Source organism: Lactococcus sp. FSL W8-0209, from assembly GCF_038006585.1.
GTDB lineage: Bacteria > Bacillota > Bacilli > Lactobacillales > Streptococcaceae > Lactococcus > Lactococcus lactis.
The window spans coordinates 632,975-659,042 of record NZ_JBBOVN010000001.1 but is presented as its reverse complement, the minus strand read 5'-3'; the positions used below and the strand labels follow the sequence as shown (position 1 = coordinate 659,042).

The 26,068-nt window shown below is 36.1% G+C and carries 23 protein-coding genes; 4 read left to right on the top strand and 19 right to left on the bottom strand.

The window, feature by feature from the left end:
* Window positions 1-4: 4 nt before the first annotated feature.
* On the bottom strand, window positions 5-1,438 hold the full coding sequence (locus tag MKX45_RS03345; protein WP_010905304.1) for an amino acid permease: 1,434 nt from the start codon (window positions 1,436-1,438) through the stop codon (window positions 5-7).
* 310 nt (window positions 1,439-1,748) lie between these two features.
* On the opposite strand from MKX45_RS03345, the gene MKX45_RS03340 reads away from it, so the two are divergent.
* Complete coding sequence (locus tag MKX45_RS03340) at window positions 1,749-2,579, top strand: peptidylprolyl isomerase (protein WP_003131617.1); 831 nt, start codon at window positions 1,749-1,751, stop codon at window positions 2,577-2,579.
* 41 nt (window positions 2,580-2,620) lie between these two features.
* On the opposite strand, the gene MKX45_RS03335 is transcribed toward MKX45_RS03340, so the two are convergent.
* From MKX45_RS03335 to MKX45_RS03320, 4 genes are all read right to left on the bottom strand, one after another.
* On the bottom strand, window positions 2,621-3,502 hold the full coding sequence (locus MKX45_RS03335; RefSeq protein WP_017864117.1) for an RluA family pseudouridine synthase: 882 nt from the start codon (window positions 3,500-3,502) through the stop codon (window positions 2,621-2,623).
* Window positions 3,502-4,314, bottom strand: a complete 813-nt coding sequence (locus MKX45_RS03330; protein WP_003131619.1) for an NAD kinase — start codon at window positions 4,312-4,314, stop codon at window positions 3,502-3,504. Before MKX45_RS03330 ends, MKX45_RS03335 begins: the two co-directional genes overlap by 1 nt.
* Window positions 4,301-4,960: a GTP pyrophosphokinase gene (locus tag MKX45_RS03325; RefSeq protein WP_025016557.1), complete on the bottom strand. Its 660-nt coding sequence runs from the start codon at window positions 4,958-4,960 to the stop codon at window positions 4,301-4,303. Before MKX45_RS03325 ends, MKX45_RS03330 begins: the two co-directional genes overlap by 14 nt.
* A gap of 187 nt (window positions 4,961-5,147) precedes the next feature.
* Window positions 5,148-5,954: a DUF817 domain-containing protein gene (locus MKX45_RS03320; protein ID WP_340816804.1), complete on the bottom strand. Its 807-nt coding sequence runs from the start codon at window positions 5,952-5,954 to the stop codon at window positions 5,148-5,150.
* A gap of 216 nt (window positions 5,955-6,170) precedes the next feature.
* Here MKX45_RS03320 and MKX45_RS03315 point away from each other — a divergent pair, with 216 nt between their 5' ends.
* Entirely contained in the window at window positions 6,171-6,764 is a 594-nt protein-coding gene (locus tag MKX45_RS03315; protein ID WP_278215964.1) for a CYTH domain-containing protein, read from the top strand.
* Between the two features lie 64 nt (window positions 6,765-6,828).
* Here MKX45_RS03315 and MKX45_RS03310 read toward each other — a convergent pair whose 3' ends face one another.
* The 3 genes from MKX45_RS03310 to MKX45_RS03300 form a co-directional block, all read right to left on the bottom strand.
* A complete protein-coding gene (locus MKX45_RS03310) occupies window positions 6,829-7,347 on the bottom strand; it encodes a hypothetical protein (RefSeq protein WP_003131623.1) in 519 nt (172 codons plus the stop codon).
* 229 nt (window positions 7,348-7,576) lie between these two features.
* Window positions 7,577-7,891, bottom strand: coding sequence for a YlbG family protein (locus MKX45_RS03305; RefSeq protein WP_003131624.1), 315 nt, complete (start codon window positions 7,889-7,891; stop codon window positions 7,577-7,579).
* Window positions 7,878-8,258, bottom strand: a complete 381-nt coding sequence (locus MKX45_RS03300) for a YlbF family regulator (protein WP_010905299.1) — start codon at window positions 8,256-8,258, stop codon at window positions 7,878-7,880. The genes MKX45_RS03305 and MKX45_RS03300 overlap by 14 nt, the downstream gene beginning before the upstream one ends.
* A gap of 146 nt (window positions 8,259-8,404) precedes the next feature.
* Between MKX45_RS03300 and MKX45_RS03295 the strand changes: the two genes are divergently transcribed.
* Together MKX45_RS03295 and MKX45_RS03290 are read left to right on the top strand one after the other, a co-directional pair.
* Entirely contained in the window at window positions 8,405-9,784 is a 1,380-nt protein-coding gene (locus MKX45_RS03295; RefSeq protein ID WP_278215965.1) for an amino acid permease, read from the top strand.
* Between the two features lie 68 nt (window positions 9,785-9,852).
* Complete coding sequence (locus tag MKX45_RS03290) at window positions 9,853-11,226, top strand: amino acid permease (RefSeq protein ID WP_003131627.1); 1,374 nt, start codon at window positions 9,853-9,855, stop codon at window positions 11,224-11,226.
* Window positions 11,227-11,238: 12 nt separating this feature from the next.
* On the opposite strand, the gene recA is transcribed toward MKX45_RS03290, so the two are convergent.
* The 11 genes from recA to MKX45_RS03235 all read right to left on the bottom strand — a co-directional run bounded on the left by recA (window position 11,239) and on the right by MKX45_RS03235 (window position 25,903).
* A complete protein-coding gene (gene recA / locus MKX45_RS03285) occupies window positions 11,239-12,402 on the bottom strand; it encodes a recombinase RecA (protein ID WP_023189932.1) in 1,164 nt (387 codons plus the stop codon).
* Window positions 12,403-12,555: 153 nt separating this feature from the next.
* Entirely contained in the window at window positions 12,556-13,374 is an 819-nt protein-coding gene (mutM, locus tag MKX45_RS03280) for a DNA-formamidopyrimidine glycosylase (protein ID WP_340816803.1), read from the bottom strand.
* A 193-nt stretch (window positions 13,375-13,567) separates the two neighbouring features.
* Window positions 13,568-15,160 carry an asparagine synthase B gene (gene asnB / locus MKX45_RS03275; RefSeq protein WP_010905297.1) on the bottom strand — a complete coding sequence of 531 codons (1,593 nt, stop codon included), beginning with the start codon at window positions 15,158-15,160 and terminating at the stop codon, window positions 13,568-13,570.
* Window positions 15,161-15,256: 96 nt separating this feature from the next.
* Entirely contained in the window at window positions 15,257-16,168 is a 912-nt protein-coding gene (era, locus tag MKX45_RS03270) for a GTPase Era (protein WP_003131632.1), read from the bottom strand.
* Window positions 16,169-16,531: 363 nt separating this feature from the next.
* Window positions 16,532-18,175, bottom strand: coding sequence for a DEAD/DEAH box helicase (locus MKX45_RS03265; RefSeq protein WP_012897199.1), 1,644 nt, complete (start codon window positions 18,173-18,175; stop codon window positions 16,532-16,534).
* A gap of 263 nt (window positions 18,176-18,438) precedes the next feature.
* Window positions 18,439-20,010 (bottom strand): peptide chain release factor 3, encoded by a 1,572-nt coding sequence (locus MKX45_RS03260; RefSeq protein ID WP_340816802.1) that lies wholly within the window; start codon window positions 20,008-20,010, stop codon window positions 18,439-18,441.
* A gap of 229 nt (window positions 20,011-20,239) precedes the next feature.
* On the bottom strand, window positions 20,240-21,181 hold the full coding sequence (locus MKX45_RS03255) for an ABC transporter ATP-binding protein (RefSeq protein WP_025016563.1): 942 nt from the start codon (window positions 21,179-21,181) through the stop codon (window positions 20,240-20,242).
* Window positions 21,178-22,227 carry an ABC transporter ATP-binding protein gene (locus MKX45_RS03250; protein ID WP_003131637.1) on the bottom strand — a complete coding sequence of 350 codons (1,050 nt, stop codon included), beginning with the start codon at window positions 22,225-22,227 and terminating at the stop codon, window positions 21,178-21,180. The genes MKX45_RS03255 and MKX45_RS03250 overlap by 4 nt, the downstream gene beginning before the upstream one ends.
* Before the next feature lie 2 nt (window positions 22,228-22,229).
* A complete protein-coding gene (locus tag MKX45_RS03245) occupies window positions 22,230-23,261 on the bottom strand; it encodes an ABC transporter permease (RefSeq protein ID WP_003131638.1) in 1,032 nt (343 codons plus the stop codon).
* 15 nt (window positions 23,262-23,276) lie between these two features.
* Window positions 23,277-24,188, bottom strand: a complete 912-nt coding sequence (locus MKX45_RS03240) for an ABC transporter permease (protein WP_003131640.1) — start codon at window positions 24,186-24,188, stop codon at window positions 23,277-23,279.
* 77 nt (window positions 24,189-24,265) lie between these two features.
* Complete coding sequence (locus tag MKX45_RS03235) at window positions 24,266-25,903, bottom strand: peptide ABC transporter substrate-binding protein (protein ID WP_340816801.1); 1,638 nt, start codon at window positions 25,901-25,903, stop codon at window positions 24,266-24,268.
* Between the last annotated feature and the right edge of the window lie 165 nt (window positions 25,904-26,068).

Here is a 26,068-nt window from a genome sequence, read left to right as displayed (position 1 = left end):
GATATTATTTTTCCCGACTCAAATCTACTTCTTCAAGTGGAATAATTTTTGTATTATACTTCCATTTATAACCAAAATAAAGAATAATGAAAATAGGAATTGCAGCGTATAAAGCTAAGCCTTCACCCCAGTGCTCACTAAAAAGCATGGCTGGGTCAAGATTAATGGCAATTGCCGCAGTCATCAAGAGCGCAACAATTGGACCAAATGGGAACCATTTAGCTTTGTAAGGAAGATCTTCCAATTTTTTCCCTTGAGCAATATAGGCTCTTCTAAAACGGATATGACTGATAGAAATTCCAAGCCAAGCAAGAAATCCTGTTAGTGATGATAAATCAACCAAGAAAAGATAAATTTGCGTTCCAAATATTCCAGTTAAGAAAGCAATAAAACAAATAATTGTTGTGGCTAATAGGGCATAAAAAGGAATTCCATTTTTTGCTGTTCGTCCAAAGAATTTTGGTGCGCCTTTTTCTTGTCCCAATGAATAAAGAATACGTGTTGAAGCATACATTACTGAATTTGCTGATGAAATTACCGAAGTAAGAATGACCGCATTCATAACTGAAGCTGCAACTGCAAAGCCAATATTTTTAAAGACAATAGTAAATGGACTCATGACAGCTGTCGAATTTGGATTTAACAAGCGAGGGTCTTTAAAATTGATAATTGCAGCAATCACAATGATTGAAAAGATGTAAAAAAGTAAGATACGCCAGAAAATAGAGTTCATTGCTTTAGGAATTGACTTACCTGGGTCTTCAGATTCACCTGCGGTAATCCCTAAAAGCTCAGTTCCTTGAAAAGAGAATCCGGCAATAAGTAAAACTCCAACAAATCCTGAAATTCCACCAACAAAGCCATGATTGCCAGCACTTAAATTGGCAACGACATCAACATTTCCTTGTCCCAAAACTCCAAAAATGGTAAGTAAACCAATAGCTAAAAAGAGGACAATCGTAATCACTTTAATCGTTGATAACCAATATTCTGTTTCCCCGAATGCTCCAACCGCCATAACATTAATAATAAAAATTAAGACCGTCGCAATTCCTGAAAATATCCAAGACGGAAGGTGCGGGAACCAAAACTGCGTAATCAATCCTGCTGTCGTTAAATCCACGGCAATGGTAATCGCTCCATTGAGCCAATAGTTCCACCCTAATGCAAAGCCAAAAGCAGGATCAACATAACGACCGCCATAATCGGAGAATGAACCTGAGGTAGGCAAATATGTCGCCATCTCACCTAAGGAAGTCATTACGAAGTAAACCATAATACCAATAAAACAATAAGCAAGAACTGCGCCCCAGGGACCTGCTTGACTAATTGTTGCTCCTGAGGTTAAAAATAAACCTGTTCCAATTGTACCACCCAATGCAATCATGGTGATGTGGCGCTGTTTAAGGTTGCGCTTGACCTGATTTTGATTTTCCATAATCTTTGCTTTCTAATCTCTTGTTTTTTTCTACAAACCAGAGCACGAACAAATAAAAAGACCAGTTGTCTTTACAACCGGTCTCTTGAGAATCACCGGCATAGATACTTGAGCGTACTCTAAAGCTGTATCTATACCTACTGTATGACACAACTCTTATCTATGCAAATGATGATGGCGTAATGAGAAGTTATTCATTTCGTGATTCTCCTTTCGTGATTTTTCTATATTCTATACCTTTTTTTTGGAAATTGCAAGAATTAATTTGATAAAAATTTATAATTACTCATTTTTATGTTAAAATATTCCTATGAATACGAATAAAAAAAATAATACAATTCTTTTTACAATCTTTGGGATTGTCTTAGTTATTGTCGTTGGACTCCTTGTTTTCTTTGCAAATCGTCCAAAAACAACTGATAATACAGCAAGTAGTACAAGCACTTCTTCAAGCCAAAAAGTTGATTATCCAACAAATTATAAATTACATGATGCAGTAAAAAATTCTACAACTGCCCTTAATGATTTGACTTTGCCACAACTTTCTACAACTGTTGCTGAGGATGAAGCTGAGGTCGAAATTAAAACGACTGCTGGAAATATCAATATTAAACTTTTCCCTAAATTGGCCCCTAATGCGGTTCAAAATTTCCTTGTTCTTGCCAAAAATGGTTACTACAAAAACAATGAATTCTTCCGTGTCATCAAAGATTTCATGATTCAATCTGGTGACCCTTCTAATCAAGGAACTGGTACTGCTTCAATTTTTGGTGGGAAAACATTTGATACTGAAATTTCTAATCAACTGTACAATATCCGCGGCGCACTTGCTTTAGCAAATACCGGCCAAGCAAGCTCTAGCAGTTCACAATTTTTCATTGTGCAAAATTCCCAAGATATGACCAGTCAAATTCAAGACAAGACTAAATATCCTCAAAAAATAATTGATGCTTATAAAAAAGGGGGATACCCTAGTTTAGACGGAAGTTACACTGTCTTTGGTCAAGTTATCTCAGGAATGGATGTCGTTGATAAAATCGCTAAAGCCGAGGTTACATCAAGTGGTTCTGGCGAAGCTTCATCTCCTGTTGACCCTGTAAAAATTAAATCTGTTAAAATTCTTAAAAACTGGAAATTTTAATAAATAAAAAGTTACTGACAGAAAATCTGTCAGTAACTTTTTTATTTCAATAAGTTTTTCATATCTTCTGGCATGTCTAATTCAACATGAACCATTTCGTCAGTAAAAGGATTTAAGAACTGTAAATGATGACAGTGAAGGGCTTGACGTGAAATCAAATCATGATTTCCACCGTATAAATCATCACCAATTAAAGGATAACCCAAATGAGAAAAATGAACACGAATTTGGTGAGTTCTGCCTGTATGCAAAATAATATCAAGAAGGGCTAAATCATTTTTTCGCTCAGCAACAACGTAAGAAGTCAGGGCATCTTTTGCTTTTTCATCAAAGCGAACTTGCCTTTGAATAATCGAATCATCACGACGTCCAATTGGTAAATCAATTCGACCAGAATCTGGCAAATCTTGGCCATTTACAATAGCAAAATAGCGTTTTTCCATCGTGTCGCGAAATTTATGTTGATTCATTAAAGCATGTGCATAACGATGTTTAGCTAAAAACATGATTCCACTGGTATCACGGTCTAGTCTAGTGATAATATGCACCGTTTGATTAGCATAATTTTTTTGACTAATATATCCTTTGACAGCATTTGACATGGCACCAGTCGGATGCAAGGACCCTGTAATTGATGGCTTGCCTGCTGGCTTTTCAACCACTAAATAGTGGTCATCTTCAAATAGGACATTGAGTGGAAAATCATCAGGAATTAACTTTTCATTATCTGGCTCATCTGGGACTGTGACCGTCACCAAATCATCCTTTTCCAGACGATAAATGGCATTTTTTTCCTGACCATTAACTGTTATTTTTCCACCATCAAATTTTACTTTTGTCAGCAATCTCCTAGAAATACCGTGACGGCTTAGCATTGATTTAACCATGCTTCCTTCAATCTCGTTTCTAAAAGCAAACTGCATTACTCAACCTCCCCAATAAAGGACTTACTGACCCGTTCCCAAAATGGTGTATGAGCACAATTTGCAAAAGAAATCGTTGTTCCATCCAAAGAAAACTCAATTGATTTGATATTTTTGTATTCAAAAGTCAACTGATCAAAAGTCAAACTATAATCATCCTCTGGCGCAGGACAAACGGTAATTGTATCTTTCTCAGCTACAATCATTGGTGAACCTAATGTTCGATAAACGACATTGTTCAAACTTGCAATTTCAGCAACTTGCATTGCTTTTACTCGCGGATGAACAACGGCTCCTCCAATTGATTTATTGTAAGCCGTTGAACCTGTTGGAGTTGAAATTGACAAGCCGTCCCCACGAAAACGTTCAAAAAGATAATCAGAAATTCTAACATCACCAACCATCGTTTTACTTGCACGTCGAATCGTTGCTTCATTGAGAACGTGCCGTACAATTTGATATCCGTCAGTAAAACTAACTTGAACACGAATGAGTGGATAGTGAATCGCTTGAGCTGGATTTTCATCATAAAGAGCCTCTACGACTTCAAACAAATCTTCGTCAGTAAAATCAGTATAAAAGCCCAAATGCCCCGTATGAACACCCAAAAATCGCACACGATCTAGCTGATATTCGTACATGTGCATTGCTCTTAGAAGCGTCCCATCTCCTCCAACTGAAATCACAATTTCAGGATTAATATCATCAAAAACGAAATGTTCAGCTTTCAAAATCTTGCTCAATTTATTGAGCGTTTTTTTGGATTTTTCACTCGAATTTCCAATAAGCCAGACTTTTTTACCAAAGTTCATTTTCTTCACCATTTTCTTTTTTAAAGTCTTGTTTTTGCTGAGGACTATCAAAAAGTAACTGTGCTTCTTGAATATCCTCACGGATTTCGCCCATTTCCAAATCAAGTTGAGCAGCTTCACGCGCTGCATTAGTCAATCTTGCCTTGACATCCTCAGGAATCAAGCCCCCGTACTTGTAATTAAGGGAGTGTTCAATCGTTGCCCAAAAATTCATGGCTAAAGTTCTAATTTGAATTTCAGCATTGACAATTTGGAAACCATCAATTGTATCAATTGGATATTCAACAATTACATGATAAGAACGGTAACCAGAAGCTTTTTGGTTATTAATATAATCACGTTCTTCAATAATTTTAAAATCTTTGCGTTTACGTAAAAGCTCCAATACATCCCAAACATCATCAACAAACTGGACCATCACTCGAACACCAGCAATATCTTCCATTTCAGCTAAGTTTTCTCGTGTGTAACCACGAAGTTTGGCCTTATTTCTGATTGATTCTCGACGTTTCACGCGCCCCGTAACAAATTCAATCGGAGAATAAAGTCCTTTCTTCAAATATTGCTTACGAACGCCCCGAAATTTTATTTTTAACTCACCAACTGTTTGGATATAAGGGTCCAAGAATTCTTCCCAATTAAACATTTTTTCACTTTGCAAAAGCAATTGCTCTCACATACTCCTTTTTTGAGTATTTAAATCTTAAACGATTTCTGACTTCTATATTTATTAGAATCACATCTAATATTTTAACATAAGTTTGCTTTATTCACATTATTGCTACTTAAATGCTTTAAATTTCAATAAAAAAAGAGCAATCATTTTGCCCTTTTTAGTTCTTAATTATATTTTTTACTTTTATCTTTTTTGAAAAATATCTCTGTAGTTCAATAACAATAATGATTGAAACGATAATCAATAAAGTCCATGAAGAGATTTTACCTAAATCAACAAATTGCCAAGCTTTTAACTGATAAGAATAAGTCCAAGCACTAAAATAAGAACCAATATTCTCTGCAAAATAAATAAAGAGACCGATTAAAAAGAAACTCAAAATTGCCGGCATTTGATAACGTTTTGTCCGCAATACAAAAGAAAATTTAGTTTTCCAGAAAATCATTAAAATAAAGAGATAAAAGATATTTCTGAAATCAAAGCCAAAGGTTCCACTAAAAAAGTTGAGATAAATAAGAACAGAAATACCAATGGACATCAACCAATGCGGCCAATTGATTGCTTCTAAATCAAACTCTTTTATTGCCCGAACAATATATGAGCCAATTGCCGAGTACATAAAAGCACTGTATAAGGGAACATCCATAATTTTAAATAAGCCGGCATCTGGATAGGACCAACTCCCATGCTTTACTTTAAATATTTCTAAAATCATTCCCAAAACATGGAAGACCATGATTGGAATTAAATCATAAGCTCGCTCATATTTGCTGACCAAAAGTATCATTTGAATGACGATGACACAAATCAATAAAGTGTCATAACGTGCAAGATGTGGAATTTTGATGAAGGTAGTCACAATTAATGACAGAATAATGGTAATTGCAAAAATTGCTGACCGAAATTGTTTCAAACCAAAATCCCAAAAATCTTTTAAATGATATTTCTCTTCTACTTTTTCCATAGCCTTAATTCTATCATATTTTCAGTCCTTGTCTAGTCTCCTTCATTTTTAAAACTTCCCTTTGTTTCTCTGCTTTGAGCCAGCTTTTCTCTTTCTTCAACTTAGGGCGCAACTTTACTTATAGTCAGCCTTTTGATATACTTTTAATTAATATATCGTTTAACCCAACTGAAAGGAAAGATATTTTCTTTAGAAAATTATCTTAAAAATTAATTAATGAGTACGAATTTGGAGATTGAGTATAAGTCGCTATTGTCGCTGGCTGAGTATGACCAGCTCAAAAAACTCTTTACTCACGTAACCCCTGTTAGGCAAACTAACCACTACTTAGATTCAAAAGATTTTAAATTACGCAAGAAAAAATTGGCTTTGCGTATTAGAACTTTTGATAAGTCCGCAGAAATGACTTTAAAAGTTCCGCAAGAAGTTGGAAATATTGAATATAATATTGATCTCAGTCTTGAAGAAGCTCAACAACTCCTTGGCGAGCGAAGTATTGTCTGTGGAGAGACTGATTTAAGTGAAATCTGTGAGTTACTGACTGCAAGAGATATTAATCTTGAGGAAATCACTTTAATTGGAAGTTTGACGACGATTCGTTATGAGCAACATCTTCCAATTGGGCTTGCTGCATTAGACAAGAATGATTATCTAGGGCATACTGATTATGAGCTTGAGCTTGAAGTAGATGACAGCAAACAAGGGAAAAAAGACTTTTTTGACTTTTTAGATAAAAATCGAGTTGAATATCGTTTTTCAAAATCCAAAGTTGTTCGTTTTTTAGACTGTTTAAGACATTTACGAAAATAATTTTTAAAATTTTACTGACAGAATCCTGTCAGTATTTTTTTATAAAAAAAATGTCTGACAAGTATCAGGCAGTTTTTTCAATTTGTTCTAAGTATTGTTGTAAGAGGGCATGAGGACAATCTTCAATTTTCAAACATTCCTCATTAGTCATAATCAGACTTGCTGGAGAGGCTTGAAAATCATTTTTTCTAAAATCTTTTAACATTAAAGCGAGATGTCTTTTAGCAAAAGAACGATATTCCATAAAATTCAGAGTAGACACGCCGATTTCTTTCAAAATCTGCTGACGAACTTGAACTGTATAATCTAAAATCGTCGTTTCTTCTAAAACATCCTGCAACAATAAGAGAAAAGCTCTTCCTTGTTTTCGTCCGTAAAGATTTACAGTTAGATAATCAAGTGATACTTTTCGCAAACGGTCATAACAAGCATTTAACGAAACAATATTTTTAGGCAAATCTTCTGCATCCCGTAGTTGCTTAGCCGCAGGTAAAGTGACAATCGGATATAAATGCCAATCATTATGATCAAATGGTTCTAAATGGTCTAAAATGGGAGTGAAGTAATAATGAGTCTCCAACATAGTTTTTCTTCCTTGGTTTTGGGTATCGTTTCATGGTTGAGAAGAAGTGATAATCAGAATCTATAGAATACAACTTTTTTACAAATTCCAAACTTCATCTAATGAAGCAGTATTACTCTACCAAGTCTCCTCTCTTTTTTTACTATATTAACAAAAAAAGTCTGCTCACTCAAATAATACACAATACCAATTACATTATTGACACGTGAGCTCACTTTTATTCCCTTACTTACAAGCGCTCAATTTCCTCTTTAACGGCAAGATTAGTTTGAGCAAAAGCTTCAGAAAAGTTTTGGTCAAGTTCTTTAATATGACCCACACGTACCTTTTTAACAAATTTCAAATCTTTTAATTTACTCAATAAATCTGAAAGATTTTCATTATTGACATAGAGTAAACTATAATTTGATTTTTGGCTTGTATAAACCACATCTCCAAATTTACTTAATTGTCTTGTTCCTTTATATGAATAGCAATAAACATAAACTGCAATTCGCTCCTTTATAAAAAGGGGGCGAATTTCTTTTTTCTCAATGCTTTCCATGATGTCGTCCATGTTGCCCTCCTTTCAACGGTAAATTCTCATCAACATAAATCTGTTCCGAAATACTATTTGTAATTTTCTTAGTCAAAGCTGTCAAAATTTGTTGAAGGTCATTTTCTGCCAAACGAAAGGCATAAACCTTCTCATTCAAATTTATTTCATGCTGAAGCGCTCTTAGCTCTGGGCGAAAAGCGATATATTCAGAATTATCCTGTAAAGTTTTAAGCTGACTTTGTAAATTTTCATCTGCCATAAAATCAGCTTTAGCTTTCTGATAAGCTTCAACTTCTGGAAATTTCAAAAACTCGTCCATTATCTTTTCCAACAAATTATCTATTTCTAATAGATTTTGGTCGATTATTAACATATTTTTATTATATCATAAATATCAAATGATACCCTTTACTGTTATTTTTAGCAAAAAAGAATATGACTCTTGATACAAATTTATTAATTTGGTATAATAATTAACACATTATTGGAATTATCTGATAATTTAAGGGAGGAAAACTTTTGGAAAATCTTCAAGAGAAACATGAAGCTCAACGGGGCTTACAGAACCGACATATTCAACTTATTGCTATTGCTGGAACGATTGGTACCGGACTTTTTCTAGGAGCTGGGAAAACCATTCAAATGACTGGTCCAAGCGTTATCTTTGCTTATATTCTTATTGGGATTGCGATGTTCTTTTTCTTAAGAACAATCGGAGAAATGCTTTACAACGACCCTAGTCAGCATTCATTTTTAAATTTTGTCACAAAATATTCAGGCGTCAGGACAGGTTACTTCACTCAGTGGTCTTATTGGTTAGTTATTGTTTTTGTTTGTATCTCTGAATTGACAGCAATCGGAACTTATATTCAATTTTGGCTTCCTCAAGTTCCACTTTGGTTGATTGAAATTGTCATGCTAGCTCTTCTTTTTGGACTTAATACTTTAAATTCTCGCTTTTTTGGTGAAACTGAATTTTGGTTTGCGATGATTAAAGTAGCAGCAATCATTGGAATGATTGTCACTGCGATTATTTTAGTAGCTGGTAATTTTCACTATAGCACTGTTTTAAGCGGAAAAACCGTTCATGACTCTGCTTCACTAAACAACATTTTTGATGGCTTTCAACTCTTCCCACACGGTGCTTGGAACTTTGTGGGTGCCTTACAAATGGTTATGTTTGCCTTTACTTCTATGGAATTTATTGGAATGACTGCGGCAGAAACAGTTAATCCTAAAAAGAGTTTACCAAAAGCAATTAATCAAATTCCAGTACGTATTTTACTTTTCTATGTTGGAGCACTTTTGGCTATTATGGCTATTTTCAACTGGCACTATATTCCGGCTGATAAATCTCCATTTGTTATGGTTTTTCAACTTATTGGAATCAAATGGGCAGCGGCGCTCATTAACTTTGTTGTCCTGACTTCTGCTGCTTCAGCGCTTAATAGTTCATTATTTTCAGCAACACGAAATATGTACTCACTTGCTCAACAGCATGACAAAGGAAGATTAACTCCTTTTACAAAACTTTCTAAGGCGGGAATTCCTATCAATGCCCTTTATATGGCAACTGCTCTCTCGCTTTTGGCTCCTGTCCTGACTCTTATTCCTCAGATAAAAAATGCTTTCGATTTTGCAGCCTCTTGTACGACTAATTTATTTTTAGTGGTTTACTTTATTACCCTCTACACTTATTGGCAATATCGCAAATCTGAAGATTACAATCCTAAAGGTTTCTTGACACCAAAACCTCAAATTACCGTTCCCTTTATCGTAGCTATCTTTGCAATTGTCTTTGCTTCTTTGTTTTTCAATGCTGATACCTTTTATCCGGCCTTGGGAGCAATTGTCTGGACAACTTTCTTTGGACTCTACTCGCACTATAAAAAAATCTAAGCGAGTCATCTTTTCCTAGACAGAGTGACTTCTGAAAAACTAAATGAAAAAGCGTATAATATAATATTATGAATACAAATCAAAATGAAGAAAATAAGCCCTCACAACGTGGTTTAAAAAATAGGCATATTCAACTTATTGCCATTGCTGGAACAATTGGTACGGGATTATTCCTCGGTGCCGGAAAATCGATTCACCTCACCGGCCCATCAATTATTTTTGTTTATTTAATAATCGGTGCGCTTATGTATATTCTCCTAAGAGCTATCGGGGAGATGCTTTACCAAGATCCCAATCAACATTCCTTTTTAAATTTTGTGTCACGTTATCTCGGTGAAAAACCTGGTTACTTTATTCAGTGGTCTTATTTACTGGTTGTTGTTTTTGTAGCTATGGCTGAGCTAATTGCTATTGGGACTTATATTAATTTTTGGTTGCCGGATTTACCAATTTGGATGACAGAAGTCTTTGTATTAGTTCTTCTAACTTTATTGAATACTTTAAATCCAAAATTTTTTGGAGAAACCGAATTTTGGTTTGGGATGATTAAAATTGTGGCGATTATTGGTTTGATTTTAACGGCAATAATCCTCATTTTTAGTCATTATCATACAGGAACTGATACTGTAAGTGTAACTAATATCACCAAAGGCTTCGAGTTCTTCCCAAATGGGCTTTCTAATTTCTTTGAAAGCTTCCAGATGGTCATGTTTGCTTTTGTTTCGATGGAATTCATCGGAATGACTGCAGCAGAAACAGATAATCCTAGACCAACTTTGAAAAAAGCGATCAACCAAATTCCAATTCGGATTGTCCTCTTTTATGTTGGGGCACTGTTGGCAATTATGAGTATCTACCAATGGCGCGATATTCCGGCTGATAAATCACCATTTGTTACCATTTTCCAACTCATTGGAATTAAGTGGGCAGCGGCTTTAGTGAACTTTGTCGTACTAACTTCTGCTGCTTCGGCTTTAAACTCTGCCCTCTTTTCAATCACTCGTAATCTTTATTCTTTATCAAAACTCAATAATGATAAAATACTTAAACCATTTACTAAATTTTCAAAAGCTGGTGTACCAGTAAATGCTTTACTTTTCACCTCATTATTAATTCTATTTACTCCATTCATCTCGATGATTCCTGCGATTTCTAATTCTTTTGTCTTTATTACCAGTGTCGCAACCAATCTTTTTCTAGTGGTTTATCTGATGACCTTAATTACTTATCTTAAATATCGGAAATCAAGCGATTTTGATCCTAAAGGGTTTGTTTTACCTGCAGCCCACATCTTTATTCCATTAGCGATTGCTGGATTTGTCTTAATCTTTATTTCACTATTCTGCTTTAAAGATACAATTGTTCCGGCTATTGGTTCTGTGATCTGGGTTCTTATTTTTGGACTATTTACTTTCTTTAAAAAAATAAAAACAGCTGAATAATCAGCTGTTTTTTTAATCTTCAAGTTCGAGTTCAATTTCTTCAGTTTCGACTACTTTTTCTTCTTTTTTAGCTTTAGTTGCCTTAGCTTTTGTTGAAGTATCTTCTGTAGTTTCTGCTACTTCTGCTTCATCAAGAAGACCGTGTGCGGCACGAACTTTATGGTCAATTTCATCAAAGATTTCTTGATGTTCTTTGAGATAGTTCTTCGCTTTTTCTGCTCCTTGACCAATTTTTTCGTCATTGTAAGCAAACCAAGCGCCTGATTTTTTGATGATTCCTTCATCAACAGCAATGTTTAAAAGTTCACCGGTTCTTGAAATTCCTTCACCAAACATGATATCAACGAGAGCAACCTTGAATGGTGGAGCCACTTTATTTTTAACGACTTTGATTTTTGTGATTTTACCGATTTGGGTCTTGTTATCTCCAGAACCTTCTTCGATTTTTGTTGAACCACGTACATCAAGACGTACAGAAGCGTAGAATTTCAATGCACGACCACCAGGTGTTGTTTCTGGCGAACCAAACATAACCCCAACTTTTTCACGCAATTGGTTGATGAAAATAGCTGTTGTTTTTGTTTTATTAATATGTCCTGCAAGTTTACGCATGGCTTGTGACATCATACGAGCTTGAAGCCCAACTGAACTGTCACCAATTTCACCGTCAATTTCGGCTTTAGGTACCAAAGCTGCAACTGAGTCAATAACAACTAAGTCAACTGCACCAGATGTAATCAATTTTTCAGCAATTTGAAGCCCTTGTTCACCATAGTCTGGTTGTGAAAGTAAAAGTTCATCGATATTGACACCGAGCGCTTTTGCATATTCTGGGTCAAGCGCATTTTCAGCATCGATAAAGGCTGCAATTCCACCTTCTTTTTGAACCGCTGCAACGGCATGAAGAGCGACTGTTGTTTTACCAGAAGATTCTGGTCCGTAGATTTCAACGATACGTCCTTTAGGATATCCACCTGCACCAAGCGCAATATCAAGTGCAAGTGAGCCTGAACTTACTACTGACACTTTCTGGTTGGCTGCTTCGCCAAGTCGCATAAGTGAACCTTTCCCAAAGTCTTTTTCAATCAGAGCAAGTGCATCTGCCAAAGCTTTGTCACGTTCAGCGCCATATTTTTTGGTAATATCATCAAAATTTGTTTTTTTCTTTGTTGCCAAATTTTATCTCCGTTATTCTTTATTTATTGTTTAATTATAGCATTTTTCAGGATTTTTTATAAGCCCCTATATTCTATCTATACGTTTTTTTATTAACTTTGTCACTGAGTTTTTTAAATTAATTTTTAAAAGCTGTCAGTAAAAATCAAGTCATTATTTTTGCTGACAGAATGGGCAAAAGTGGGTCCCCCGACCAGCCACTTTTATTTTTTGAATTTCATTGCCACAACGCACACATTTTTCCCCTGTTTTTCCATACACTCGTAATTCGTCCTGCATCTTTCCTGTTGAACCTAAGGCACTATAAGTTCTGATGCTTGAGCCGCCTAATTTAATTGCTTTTTGCAAAATTTCAATGATAGAATCATGTAAAAGATGAATAGAATTTTCTGTCAGTTGATTTGCCACTTTTTCTGGATGAATCTTTGCTAGCCAGAGCACTTCATCAACGTAAATATTTCCAAGTCCAGCCACTAATGTTTGTTCAAGTAGAAAAGGTTTAATTTTCTTTGTCGATTTCTGCAATTTTTCTCGGAAAATCTGTTCATCAAAAGTTTCATAAGTTGGCTCCGGACCAATGTTTTTCTTCAAAAAATATGGAAGGACTTGGTCAGTAGAAATCAATTCCCAAGTCCCAAATTTTCTTACGTCAGCATAAATTAATTGTTCGTCAGTAAATTTAAGGGCTAAATGGTCATGTTTTTCCATTGGAACATTGAGACTTGCAAGTCGATATTTTCCTTCCATCCGCAGATGAGAAATCAAACAATCTTTCTCGCCAATTTCAAAAATTAAATATTTTCCGCGACGTGAAATGCCATGAATGGTTTTTCCTGTCAATTCTTTTTTCAATTGCTCAAAACCAGTTAAAACCATTCTTGGATAAGTGGCTTCTATAGATACAATTTTTTGTCCAACAATTCTTTTTTCAAGCTCTCTTCTCACTGTTTCAACTTCTGGTAACTCTGGCATTTTTCCCTCACATCAAAAAATTTACTAACAAGTCTGTCAGTAAATTTTAATTCATTTTTTACTGACAACTTTCTTTTGTATTCTTAATTAAATTTAAATATAAAAAAATCACTGACAATTATCATTAGATAAGTTTCATCAGTGACTATTTTAACATTTCTCATTCATTTTTTTATGATAAAGATTTCAAAATTTATTTTCCAGAATCACCATAATTTGATAAGACGCGAGCTGATGGGTCAGTAACTTCTGCCCCAACCCAATCGCGATTTGGCATCCAAAAATCAAGAATCCAATCTTCATATCCTGGATAAAATTCTTCAAAAATCTCACGATACATCAATGATTCTTTGGTAAATGGTGTATGTTTTGGATACTTTTCACTGGCCTTTGCTAAGTCTTCATCAGAATATTTTTCGTCAGCAAATTCTTTTAAATAGTCAACCATTGAGTGACCAACAGCGTCAGAAAAAGCAGCTTTTTCTCTGAATAAAATCTCATCTGGCAATAGTTCAGTCCCTTCAAAAGCATGACGCAAGAGATATTTCCCTTTGCCATAAGTATTCAATTTTCTGCTGGGATTAATAGACATGACATAGGCCGCAAAATCCAAATCAGCAAAAGGAACACGCGCTTCAAGAGAATGAGCCGCTAAACAGCGGTCAGCCCGCAGGACGTCATACATATAAAGTTCATGCACTCGTTTTTGAGCTTCTTTTTGAAAGGCACCCGCTGATGGAGCAAAGTCAGTATATTTATAACCAAACATTTCATCAGAAACTTCACCAGTCATCAAAACTTTCAGTTCTGTATTCTCATGAATATATTTACAGATTAAATACATGCCAATAGAAGCCCGAATAGTTGTGATATCCCATGTTTCTAAGTGCCAAATCACTTCACGGACTGCTGAAAGTACATCTTCTTTTGTCATCAGAATTTCGGTATGGTCAGTTCGTAAGAAATCTGCCACTTCACGAGCATATTTCAAATCAATCGGATCGGTTTCCATTCCAATAGCAAAGGTTTTGATTGGACTTTCTAATTCCTTAGCTGCAATCGCACAAACCAATGATGAATCTAAACCACCTGACAAGAGATATCCCATTGGAGCATCAGCATGAAGACGTTTTTTGACTGCACGTTCCAATTTGCGACGAATATGTCCTGAAATTTCAGCCAAAGGTTCTTCAACAATTGTTGAAACCTCAGCAATGTCATTAAAAACATGAAATTCACCATTGGCATAGTAGTAACCTGGAGGAAATGGTGTCACATCATTACATGTTGAAATTAGTGCTTTGGCTTCGGATGAAAACGAAATTTTGCCTGTTACTTTATTATAACCATAAAAAAGTGGACGAATCCCAAATGGGTCACGAGCGGCAAAAATTTCAGCAGTGTTTTCATCAACCAAGACAAAAGCAAATTCAGCATCAAGCATTTTTACCATTGTTTCGATTCCAGTAGTTTCAAAAAGTGGTAAAAGAACCTCACAGTCAGAATCACCAGTAAATTTATAACCTTTTGTTTCCAAGAACTTACGGAGACTTAAAAAGTTATAGATTTCACCATTACACATAACTCTTTTGCCATTTAAACCAAAGGGTTGACGTCCCAAGTCTGATAAATCCATGATTGAAAGTCGGCAAAAACCAAAATCATTTCCCAAAGTATCACGAACATGCTGTTGGTCATCTGGTCCTCGATGCTCAATCAATTCCAAATTACTTTTAAACTCTTCTATCGTTAAATCAGATGTTTCCATAAATAAAAAACCGCACATAATTTCCCCCAATAATAATTATAATTTTCAATATTATATCACAATTGTCTGGAAATTTCATAATAAAACAAAAATAGCGATAATTCGCTATTTTCATTACATATAATCATCACGATTGTAGCCAAAGTCAGCTAAATCCATTTTTCGGTCGCGCCAGTCATTTTTGATTTTGACCCAAGTTTCAAGATAAACTTTATCCCCAAGCATAATTTCAATATCTCGACGAGCCATTTTCCCGATTTTACGAATCATATCGCCGCCTTTACCAAGAATAATCCCTTTTTGGCTCTTGCGTTCAACAATAATTGTTGCCATGATATGAATCTTTCCAGTTTCTTCATCTCGAGTCATTTGGTCAGTAGTGACTGCGATTGAGTGTGGAACTTCTTCCCGAGTTAATAATAAGATTTTTTCACGAATCATTTCTGAAACAAGAAAACGCTCAGGATGGTCAGTGATTTGATCTTCTGGGAAATATTGAGGACCCTCGTCCAATTTTTCAGAGAGCGTATCAATTAATCTTTCTGTATTATTCCCTTGTTTAGCTGAGATTGGAACCACTTCAGAAAACTCCATTTGTGAAGTATAATCGGCTACAATTTCAAAAAGACGGTCAGGATGAATTTTATCAATTTTATTGACGACCAAAATGACAGGAACTTCTGCCTTTTTCAAGCGCTCAATAATCATATTTTCACCGGTTGAACGTGGTTCATCAGCCGCAACCATGAACAAAACGACATCACATTCACGTAAAGTCGAATAAGCAGATTGAACCATGAAATCGCCTAAAGCATTGTGTGGTTTGTGAATACCTGGCGTATCAATGAAAACAATTTGTTCATTTTCTGTAGTATAAATTCCTTGAATTTTATTTCTTGTTGTTTGAGGTTTATCTGACATGATGGCAATTTTTTGTCCCATCACGTGGTTCATAAATGTTGATTTTCCAACATTTGGACGACCTAAAATCGCCACAAATCCTGATTTAAATTTATTATTTGTCATAGCGCTATTATAGCATAAAATCAGTCCTTTTTAAGTAAAATTCTAAAAAATGATTGTGAAAATTACTGACAGAATCATCAGTAAAGCTGACAAATTCTTTATTCGCCGATTTAAAGCTCATTAAGCAATCGCTTTAAACTGACGAAAAGCGACAGAGTCTTTAAAAATCATTTGTCATCTCCGTCAGCTTGTTAAATCCAATTATGTTCAGTACAAATTTACTGACAGAATAATCTTGTATTCAAAAACTACTGACAGATTTATTGTTTAACTTTCAAACAATAAAATTACTGACAGCTGACAAAAGAAAAAACCATCAGCTAACTGATGATTCCTCTATTTACCGAAATTTCTTGACTATTTTTATTTGTCACCACGGCTACGCATTACGAAGCCAGCTGATTTTTCAGTTCCTGTGGTACGTTTACGAGGAGTTTTTTCTCCTTGTTTACGATCGTCAAAACGACGGTCATCACGTTTTCCACGGTAACCGCCACGGTTATCATCACGGTCTTTCCAGTTGCGTTTACGATCTCCACCGCGTTCGCCATCTTTACCATCACGATTTCCACGGTAACCGCCACGGTTGCCATCACGGTCGCCATTTCCACGACCTTTGTAGCGTCCGCCGCCACCTTTACCTTTTTTCTTGAAGCCTTTTCCTTCACCATTATATGGCAATGGACGTTCAGCTGTAATCTTAACTTCTTCTTGATTATCAGGGTCTTTTACGCGACCTTGAAGAAGTAAAGCAACCAATTCTTTAGCATCAAATTTTTCAAGTAGACTCGCTGCTTGTTTGTCAAATTTAGCCAATTTTGCTTTAGCTGAATCATCAGACAAATCACGAAGGACATCATCCATAGCTACTGAGAGTGACGCTTGGTAAGCTTCTTCTTTTGTAGGTGGTTTCAAGCCTTTCATTGGCTTTTTAGTCATATTTTCAATGGCACGAAGATAACCCATTTCATTGTATGAAACAAATGTTACTGAACGTCCTGATTTACCAGCACGGCCGGTACGACCGATACGGTGAACATAGCTTTCTTGGTCTTGAGTAATGTCGTAGTTATAAACGTGAGTAACTCCTGACACGTCGAGTCCACGAGCAGCAACGTCAGTTGCAACCAAAACGTCAATATGTCCTGCTTTGAAATCACGCAAAACAGCCAAACGTTTATTTTGGTCCAAATCTCCGTGCATTCCTTCAGCACGGTAACCGCGCAATTTAAGACCACGAATCAATTCATCAACACGACGTTTTGTACGACCAAAAACAATTGCAAGTTCTGGACGTTCAACATCAAGCAAACGAGTCAAAACATCAAATTTTTCAAATTCTTTTGTTTTTACAAAATATTGATCAATACGGTCAGCAGTCATTTCTTTGGCTGCAATTTTGATGTGTTCAGGATTCTTCATGAATTTCACACCAATTTTTTTGATGTCATTTGGCATTGTTGCTGAGAAAAGCAATGTTTGACGAGCTTCTGGTGTTTTTTCAATGATGAAATGAATGTCTTCCAAGAATCCCATATTCAACATTTCATCAGCTTCATCAAGAATCAAAGTTTCAAGTTGATCCAATTTAATTGCTTTACGTTTAATCAAGTCAACCAAACGTCCTGGTGTTCCCACAACAATATGTGCACCAGCTTTAAGACCTTTAATTTGTTTTTCAATACTTGAACCACCAAAAACAGTACGAACTTTAAGCCCTTTTGATTTACCAAAACGGAAAAGTTCTTCTTGTCCTTGAACCGCAAGTTCGCGGGTTGGAGCAATAACGAGTGCTTGAATAGCTGGATTAGAAGCATCAATTTTTTCAATTGTTGGAAGACCAAATGCTGCTGTTTTACCAGTTCCTGTTTGCGCTTGACCTAGAACGTCACGCCCTTCAAGTGCAAGTTTAATTGTTTGTTCTTGGATTGGTGTTGGTTGTTCATAACCAATCTCTGTAAGTGTATTTACGATTCCTTCTGACAGGCCGAGTTCACTAAATTTCATTTTTTACCTATATTTCTACTGCGTGTTCCCACGCCAAACTTTTTATTACAGGGTACGAAACCCTTGCTACAGGCGAAATTTATGTGACTCGCCTGACGTAACTTATCTATTATAGCATAATTTTTTGACTGAAAATGCTTACGCCCTTTACTTTTTTTAAAATATTTTCATAAAAAATATACTGACAAAGCTGTCAGTAAATTTTTATGATATTTTTTAAAGAATATAAGCTTTTCTACTATATAAAATATCTGTCAGTAATTTTATACTGAAAATTGTTCCATTAATTCAACATCTGGATATTTATCTTTAAACCAACGCATAGCAAATTCATTTTCAAACAAGAATAAAGGATGGTCAAAACGATCTCGTGCCAAAATATTACGTGAACTAGACATTTTTTCATCTAAATCTTCTTCTTTAATCCAACGAACCGTTTTTGTCCCCATTGGTGTCATGATTGTTTCAGAATTATATTCACGCTCCATCCGGTCTTTAAAGACTTCAAATTGAAGTTGCCCAACCGCACCAAGCATAATATCACCAGTTGTATAAGATTTGTAGAGCTGAATGGCTCCTTCTTGTACCAATTGGTCAATTCCTTTTTGGAAAGATTTTTGTTTCATCACATTTTTCGCTTGGACACGCATAAAGAGCTCAGGGGTAAATGTTGGCAATGGCTCAAAAGATTTTTTCAATTTACCTGTGGTTAATGTATCCCCAACCTGATAAGTTCCAGTATCATAAACCCCAATAATATCACCAGCTACAGCATTCTCAACATTTTCTCGCGATTCAGCCATAAATTGTGTGACATTTGAGAGTTTCACTTTCTTACCCGTCCGAATAAGATTAACATCCATTCCTCGTTCAAATTCACCAGATACAATCCGAACAAAAGCAATTCGGTCACGGTGACGTGGGTCCATATTTGCTTGGATTTTGAAAATGAAACCAGAAAAATCAGGATTTAAAGGTTCAATTTCTTCTTCGTCCACCGTTTTGTGTGAATGAGGCTCTGGTGCATATTCTAAAAATGTTTCAAGGAAAGTTTCTACCCCAAAACTAGTTAAAGCCGAACCAAAGAAAACTGGTGTCAATTGCCCTGCAACAACTTCTTCCTCAGAAAATTGATTCCCTGCATCCAAAAGTAATTCAGCATCTTCTAAAGCTTGAGTAAAGAATGGATTTTTTGTCAAAGGATGACTAGCCGGCACTTCCCCATTTTCATCAAATTCAACAAAACGTTTGCCATCCTCATGTTGATAAACTTCCACACGACGATGCGTAAAATCATAAAGTCCTTGGAAATTTTTCCCCATTCCGATTGGCCAATTCATTGGTACACTCGCAATCCCAAGAATTTCTTCCAATTCAGAAAGTAAATCAAGCGGTTCACGTCCATCACGGTCAAGTTTATTAATGAAAGTGAAAACCGGAATCCCTCTGCGTTTTACAACTTGGAAAAGTTTTTTCGTTTGTGCTTCAATCCCTTTAGCACTGTCAATAACCATGACCGCAGCATCAACTGCCATCAATGTTCGGTAAGTATCTTCTGAGAAATCTTCGTGCCCAGGCGTGTCCAAGATATTAACACGTTTGCCTGCATAATCAAATTGCATGACAGAACTTGTTACAGAAATTCCACGTTCTTTTTCAATATCCATCCAGTCTGACTTAGCAAAATTACCAGTTTTACGAGCTTTTACAGTCCCCGCTTCCCGAATGGCTCCCCCAAATTTCAATAATTGTTCTGTAATCGTCGTCTTACCAGCATCTGGGTGACTGATGATGGCAAAAGTCCGGCGTTTTTTTATTTCTTCTTGTAAAGTCATTTATACTCTCTTTTTCTTTAATTATTCATTTATATTTTTAATTTATTTTACATTGGTTAAGCCTCAAAAAAATAGTTCTTTTAATTATATCAAAATTTGCCCTGATTTTATAGTTGATTTTTACAAATCTTACCAACAAACTAAAGAGTTAAAAAATTCATTCGATTGGTAATTAACCAAAAGAAAAAACAATCAGCAAAACTAATTGTTTTATCATTAAATTTTTTATTTATACAGTAGCGTTTTTCTTGTAAATTTCTGCCTCTGCCTCTGTTGAGAAGACAAAATGTCCTGGGGTAATTTCCCGCATTTCACGTTCTTGTCCATCCAATTCAGCCGTTGGGTCATAAATAATTGGAGTCCGTTCCCGCTCAGAAATAGGGTCTGGTGACGGAATTGAACTTAGCAAACTCTTAGTATAAGGATGAATTGGATGATTGTAAACTTGGTCAGAAGTTCCAACTTCCAAAATTTTCCCCCAGTGCATGACACCAATTCGGTCAGAAATATATTTAACCATTGACAAATCATGAGCGATAAACAAGTAAGTCAAGTTTTCTTTTGCTTGAATATCTCTCATCAAGTTAACAACCTGAGCTTGAATTGAAACATCAAGTGCTGAGATAGGCTCATCAGCTACGACAAATTTAGGTTTTACGGCAAGTGCACGTGCAATCCCAATCCGTTGACGCTGTCCACCAGAAAACTCATGCGGATAACGTGTCAAATGATCATCATTCAATCCAACCAAACGTAAGAGTTCCAATACACGAGCATCACGTTCAGCCTTTGTTTTTACTAAACCATTAGCATCAAGTCCTTCAGCAACGATATCTTTAACGCGCATCCGTCCATTCAATGAAGCTTGTGGATCTTGGAAAATCATTTGTGCTTCTGAACGATACTCACGCAACTCCGAACCTTTTAAATTACGAACATCTTTACCTTCAAAGAGAATTTCTCCACCAGTAATGAAATTATCATAAAGTTTAAGAATTGCTCGACCAATCGTCGTTTTACCAGAACCAGATTCTCCAACGAGACCAAATGTTTCTCCTTCATAAATATCTAAAGAAACATTATTAATTGCCTTATTAGCCCCTTTCTTTCCTTTATTAAAAGTCAAATCAAGGTTTTTTATTTCAATTACTTTTTTAGGTTCTGTCATCATTTATCCCCTTTCAATTCTTCCCAGCGTTTCCAGCGTGCCAAGATATTATCGGAAGGCGTTACTTTTGGTGCTCGTGGGTCTAAAAGCCAAGTTTTGGCAAAATGTGTTGGAGATACTTCAAAGTATGGAGGTTCTTCTTCAAAATCAATTGCCAAGGCAAATTTATTACGTGCTGCAAAGGCATCCCCTTTTGGTGGATTCAATAAATCAGGTGGAGTTCCTGGAATTGAAACCAATCGGTCCACACTTGAATCAACCGTTGGCATTGAATCTAAGAGTCCCCAAGTATATGGATGTTGTGGGTTATAGAAAATTTCTTCAACTGTTCCGTATTCAACAATTTCACCCGCATACATTACCGCCACTTTATGTGCAAAACCAGCAACAACTCCCAAGTCATGGGTAATGAAGACAATTGATGAATTAATTCTTTCTTGCAATTCAGCCATCATATGCATAATTTGTGCTTGAATTGTAACGTCAAGCGCAGTTGTTGGTTCATCTGCAATCAAGATTTCAGGGTCAGCAGCCAAGGCAATCGCGATAACTGCACGTTGACGCATCCCGCCTGACCATTGGTGTGGATAATCATTAATATGCACTTCGGCATCAGGAATTCCGACTTGTTGCATCAATTCGAGGGCCCGTTTCATGGCATCGGCTTTGCTCATTCCTTTGTTGTGTTTCAACAAAGGTTCAGCAATTTGTTTTCCAATACGCATTGTTGGGTCAAGAGAAGTCATTGGGTCTTGGAAAATCATTGAAATTTCATTTCCACGAATTTTTTGCCACTCTTCCTCTTTTAAATCAAGAAGGTTACGCCCTTTAAATAATAATTCACCTTGTGGTATTACCGCATTTTTCGCATTCAAGCCCATCAAAGTTTTTGTTGTTACTGATTTACCAGAGCCAGACTCACCAACAATCGCTAGGGTCTGTCCTTTTTCTAAATCAAAAGAAACATCACGAATCGCTTTAACATCTCCAGCATAGGTGTGGAAATTGACATGCAAATTTTTAACTTCTAATACTTTTTCTTCTGCCATTTCTAATCCTCACTTGCTCTAGGGTCAAATGCATCACGCAAACCATCTCCAAAGAAGATAAATGTGAGTGAAAGCACAGACAATACTACTGCTGGAATAATCAATTGGAATGGATAGAATTGCAAGCTTGCAATCCCATCATTAATCAAAGTCCCCAAAGAAGACGTTGGCGGTTTAACCCCAAGGTTAATCGCTGATAAAACAGCCTCATACATAATCATACTTGGAATATCAAACATGATTTGGACAACAATAACCCCTGAAACGTTTGGCAACAAATGTTTTACTGCAATTTTCCAAGTAGATTGTCCTAAAGTTTTTGAGGCCAAGACGAAGTCACGCTCCTTATAGGAGAGAACCATGTTCCGTACCTGCCTGGCCATCCCGGTCCATGCAAATAGACCAATCGCAATAATAATTGATGAAATTCCTTGTCCCAAAAGTAGAGCAAGCATTGTTACTACAACTAAGTTAGGTACAGATTGGATGATTTCAATAATCCGTTGCATGACCATATCGACTTTTCCGCCCATCCAGCCGGAAATAATCCCATAGGTCACCCCGATTACTAAGTCAATCAAGGCGGCAGCAAGGGCAATAATCAATGAAATACGCAAACCAACAATTGTTCGTTTAGCTAATGAACGACCATATTTATCAGTCCCGAAGACATATTTGTCTTTGCTTGGAACATCTTGTGATTTATAGACATCTGTTCTTTCAGTAGAACCCGGTGCTTTAAATTCACCATTCCAAAATGGTAAATCACCTGATAGTTTTGGCGGAAGATTTCCATAAACTTGTGATTTATTTGGATCAAAGTAATTTGCCTTTGATTGTGGTACAACAAATGCTGAGATTACTGAGAAAACCAATGTAATCGCAATAATCCACATGGCAACCAAAGCTACTTTATTTTTCTTAAAACGACGCCAAGCATCTTGGAAAAAACTCAAGGCAGGTTTCGCAATTTTTTCTGTTGAATCTGAACCCTTTGAACCAACAAGGGTGAAGTCTTTATTTAAATTTTCCATTTCGACAAACCCTTTCTAGAGACGAACTCGTGGATCAACAATTGCAGTCAGAATATCTGTAACTAAGATAAATAGCATCAAGATTACTGCATAGACAATTGTTGTTGCCATAATAACTGGGAAGTCTTTGGCTGGAATTGAATCAACAAATTGTGAACCAATCCCGGGGATTGAAAAGATTTTTTCAATCAAGACCGACCCTGTCAAAAGATTGGCAGCCATTGGCCCAATCAAAGTCAACATTGGAATCAATGAATTACGCAATGCATGTTTATTGACCACTTCTTTTTCAGAAAGTCCTTTAGCACGAGCTAACAAGATGTAGTCAGAAGATAAAGACTCAATCATTTCAGAACGAACAAAACGAGTTACCACAGCCATTGGAGCAAAAGAAAGAGCGATTGTTGGCATAATTGTTTGTGAGAAGGTTCCCCAACCAGAAATTGGGAAAAGATTCAAATTAAATCCTAAGTAAAGAAGGATTAAGGTACCAATTACGAATGAAGGAACTGAAATCCCAAGGACTGAAACAAAACCGAAAATTCCATCAAGGATGCCATTTTTACGACGAGCGGAAGCTTTTCCCATAAAGGCTCCAAGAATTGTCCCAAGAATAAGCGCTTGAACTCCAAGTTGCATTGAAACTGGTAAACGTTGAGCGATCATTGTAATAACAGGTTGGTTTGTATAAACAAATGATGTTCCAAAATTACCTGTGAACATGTGTCCTACATAGATAAAGTATTGTTGCCAAAGCGGTTTATCTAAACCATAGGCATGTTTTAAAATTTCCAGTTGATCTGGCGTTAGTTTGGGATTTGAGAAAGGTGTTCCGGGCATGACTTGCATCATAAAGAAAGTCAATGTCACAATCAGGAACAAAGTCAGAAGCAAAAGCCCCAAACGTTTAAGAATATATTTAATCATAAAAAATTTCCTAATCTAAGCAAAAGATAGGGTTGGCAATCTGCCAATCCTAACTTTCTTGCTCTAAAACTCTATTATTATTTGAGGTAAGCTGTTTTGAAGTCATACATTAAACCAGTTGAACCAAAGCGTACATCCTTAAGGTTAGGATTACGGAGGACTGGAGTTGTACGGAAGTACAGCGGATTGAGATTTGATTCTGTATAAAGTGCTTCTTCAGCCGCTTTATAGTCTGCATAGTGCTTTTCAGGATCAAGCGCATCTGTTACTTCAGCTGCTTTAATGGCTTTATCATAAGTAACGTTATTGATTTTACCATTATTATTTGGTCCATCTTTTACAAATAAATCAAGGAAAGTTGACGGTTCAGCATAGTCACCACCCCAAAGTGAGATAACCATATCAAAGTTACCAGTAGTAGAGTCATTCAAACGTTGTTTAAATGGTACTGATTTGATATTCAAAGTCAAACCTGGAAGTTGTTTTTCCCATGCTTGTTTAAGGAAAGTTGCTGAGTCTTTAGAAGCTGATGTATCATCAGTTGTTAAAGTCAAAGTAAGTTTAGTTTCGCCAATTTCGCTCAATCCTTTAGCCCAAGCTGCTTTAGCTGCTGTGGCATCGTATTTATATGGTTGTGCTGCATACTTAGCAAAGTCTTCACCAGTATTTGTTTTAGCCATACCCGCTGGTGTTAAGCCTGTCGCAGGATTCGAAGCAGGCGTTACTGTATCAACATATTGTTGGCGGTCAGTAGCAAGGTTGAAGGCTTCACGAATGTTCTTGTTAGCAAGAGCTTTATTTTTCCCAGATTGATTATATTGAATGTAAGCTGTTGTTGCTTCATCCAAAGATACGACATCTTTATTATTTTTATTTGCTTTGAAAAGGTCTGGGTCACCAATACTTGCTTGGACAATCTTACCTTGTTTATAAAGGTTAAATGAAGTTTTAGGGTCTTGAACCACTTGGAAGTCGATTTCTTTAGTTTTAACTGCGCTCTTATCCCAATAATTGTCATTCTTCACGATTGAGAATGTTTGGTTTGAACCGTTCCAACCTTTTGATTTTTCAAATTTATATGGTCCAGAGTAAACCATTTTCTCTGAAGATGTTCCGTATTGTTTCCCATATTTTTCAACCACTTTTTGGTTGAGTGGGTAATAAACAGAGTTAGCTGTCAAGAATTCAAAGTATGGTGTTGGTTGTGCAAGGGTAACAACAAATGTTTTGTCATCAGTTGCTTTAACACCAAGTGTTGATTTATCAGCTTTACCACCATTAATCTCGTTGGCGTTTTTAACTGGGCCAAGGAGGTATCCGTATTCTGAAGCAGTCGCTGGATCAACCGCACGTTGCCAAGAATAAACGAAGTCTTTAGCTGTCAAAGCATCACCGTTTGACCATTTCAAGCCATCACGAAGATGGAAAGTATATGTCAAGCCATCTTTTGATACATCAACTGATTTTGCCAATTCTGGCTGTGCTTTACCATCTTTGTCCACACGTGTCAAACCAGCATTGGTATTACCAATAATGATATTTGAATATTTATCTGTCGCGAGTGATGAATCCAATGTTTGAATAGGTGATGTCAAATTCCATTGAATGTCTTTTGATGATGACGATGAGCTAGAACCGCTATTGCCGCATGCTGCAAGCAAAGCTGCCGAACCAAGTGCAACTGTACCTAAGGTAACTTTTTCCCAAGTCTTCATGTAATTTCCCTCTTTCATGAATTGTGTCTGACTTCGCAATTTTTATTATTGTCAGAAAATTTATTATATTGGTATTATACTTAATTCAACCTGAATTGTAAAGTATAATGGTTATGTTTTCTGAAAATTAACATTTAATTTTTAAATAGCGGAAAGTTTTCACAA

Bases quoted from the DNA above. Each gene is read 5' to 3' on its own strand.
- mutM (WP_340816803.1), bottom strand. From the start codon at position 13,374: ATGCCAGAGTTACCAGAAGTTGAAACAGTGAGAAGAGAGCTTGAAAAA.
- MKX45_RS03310 (WP_003131623.1), bottom strand. From the start codon at position 7,347: ATGTTGGAGACTCATTATTACTTCACTCCCATTTTAGACCATTTAGAA.
- MKX45_RS03305 (WP_003131624.1), bottom strand. From the start codon at position 7,891: ATGGAAAGCATTGAGAAAAAAGAAATTCGCCCCCTTTTTATAAAGGAG.
- MKX45_RS03265 (WP_012897199.1), bottom strand. From the start codon at position 18,175: ATGAAATTTAGTGAACTCGGCCTGTCAGAAGGAATCGTAAATACACTT.
- MKX45_RS03340 (WP_003131617.1), top strand. From the start codon at position 1,749: ATGAATACGAATAAAAAAAATAATACAATTCTTTTTACAATCTTTGGG.
- MKX45_RS03240 (WP_003131640.1), bottom strand. From the start codon at position 24,188: ATGATTAAATATATTCTTAAACGTTTGGGGCTTTTGCTTCTGACTTTG.
- MKX45_RS03345 (WP_010905304.1), bottom strand. From the start codon at position 1,438: ATGGAAAATCAAAATCAGGTCAAGCGCAACCTTAAACAGCGCCACATC.
- MKX45_RS03320 (WP_340816804.1), bottom strand. From the start codon at position 5,954: ATGGAAAAAGTAGAAGAGAAATATCATTTAAAAGATTTTTGGGATTTT.
- MKX45_RS03235 (WP_340816801.1), bottom strand. From the start codon at position 25,903: ATGAAGACTTGGGAAAAAGTTACCTTAGGTACAGTTGCACTTGGTTCG.
- MKX45_RS03245 (WP_003131638.1), bottom strand. From the start codon at position 23,261: ATGGAAAATTTAAATAAAGACTTCACCCTTGTTGGTTCAAAGGGTTCA.
- MKX45_RS03335 (WP_017864117.1), bottom strand. From the start codon at position 3,502: ATGCAGTTTGCTTTTAGAAACGAGATTGAAGGAAGCATGGTTAAATCA.
- era (WP_003131632.1), bottom strand. From the start codon at position 16,168: ATGACAAATAATAAATTTAAATCAGGATTTGTGGCGATTTTAGGTCGT.
- MKX45_RS03290 (WP_003131627.1), top strand. From the start codon at position 9,853: ATGAATACAAATCAAAATGAAGAAAATAAGCCCTCACAACGTGGTTTA.
- MKX45_RS03325 (WP_025016557.1), bottom strand. From the start codon at position 4,960: ATGTTTAATTGGGAAGAATTCTTGGACCCTTATATCCAAACAGTTGGT.
- MKX45_RS03255 (WP_025016563.1), bottom strand. From the start codon at position 21,181: ATGATGACAGAACCTAAAAAAGTAATTGAAATAAAAAACCTTGATTTG.
- asnB (WP_010905297.1), bottom strand. From the start codon at position 15,160: ATGTGCGGTTTTTTATTTATGGAAACATCTGATTTAACGATAGAAGAG.
- MKX45_RS03250 (WP_003131637.1), bottom strand. From the start codon at position 22,227: ATGGCAGAAGAAAAAGTATTAGAAGTTAAAAATTTGCATGTCAATTTC.
- MKX45_RS03300 (WP_010905299.1), bottom strand. From the start codon at position 8,258: ATGTTAATAATCGACCAAAATCTATTAGAAATAGATAATTTGTTGGAA.
- MKX45_RS03260 (WP_340816802.1), bottom strand. From the start codon at position 20,010: ATGACTTTACAAGAAGAAATAAAAAAACGCCGGACTTTTGCCATCATC.
- MKX45_RS03315 (WP_278215964.1), top strand. From the start codon at position 6,171: ATGAGTACGAATTTGGAGATTGAGTATAAGTCGCTATTGTCGCTGGCT.
- MKX45_RS03330 (WP_003131619.1), bottom strand. From the start codon at position 4,314: ATGAACTTTGGTAAAAAAGTCTGGCTTATTGGAAATTCGAGTGAAAAA.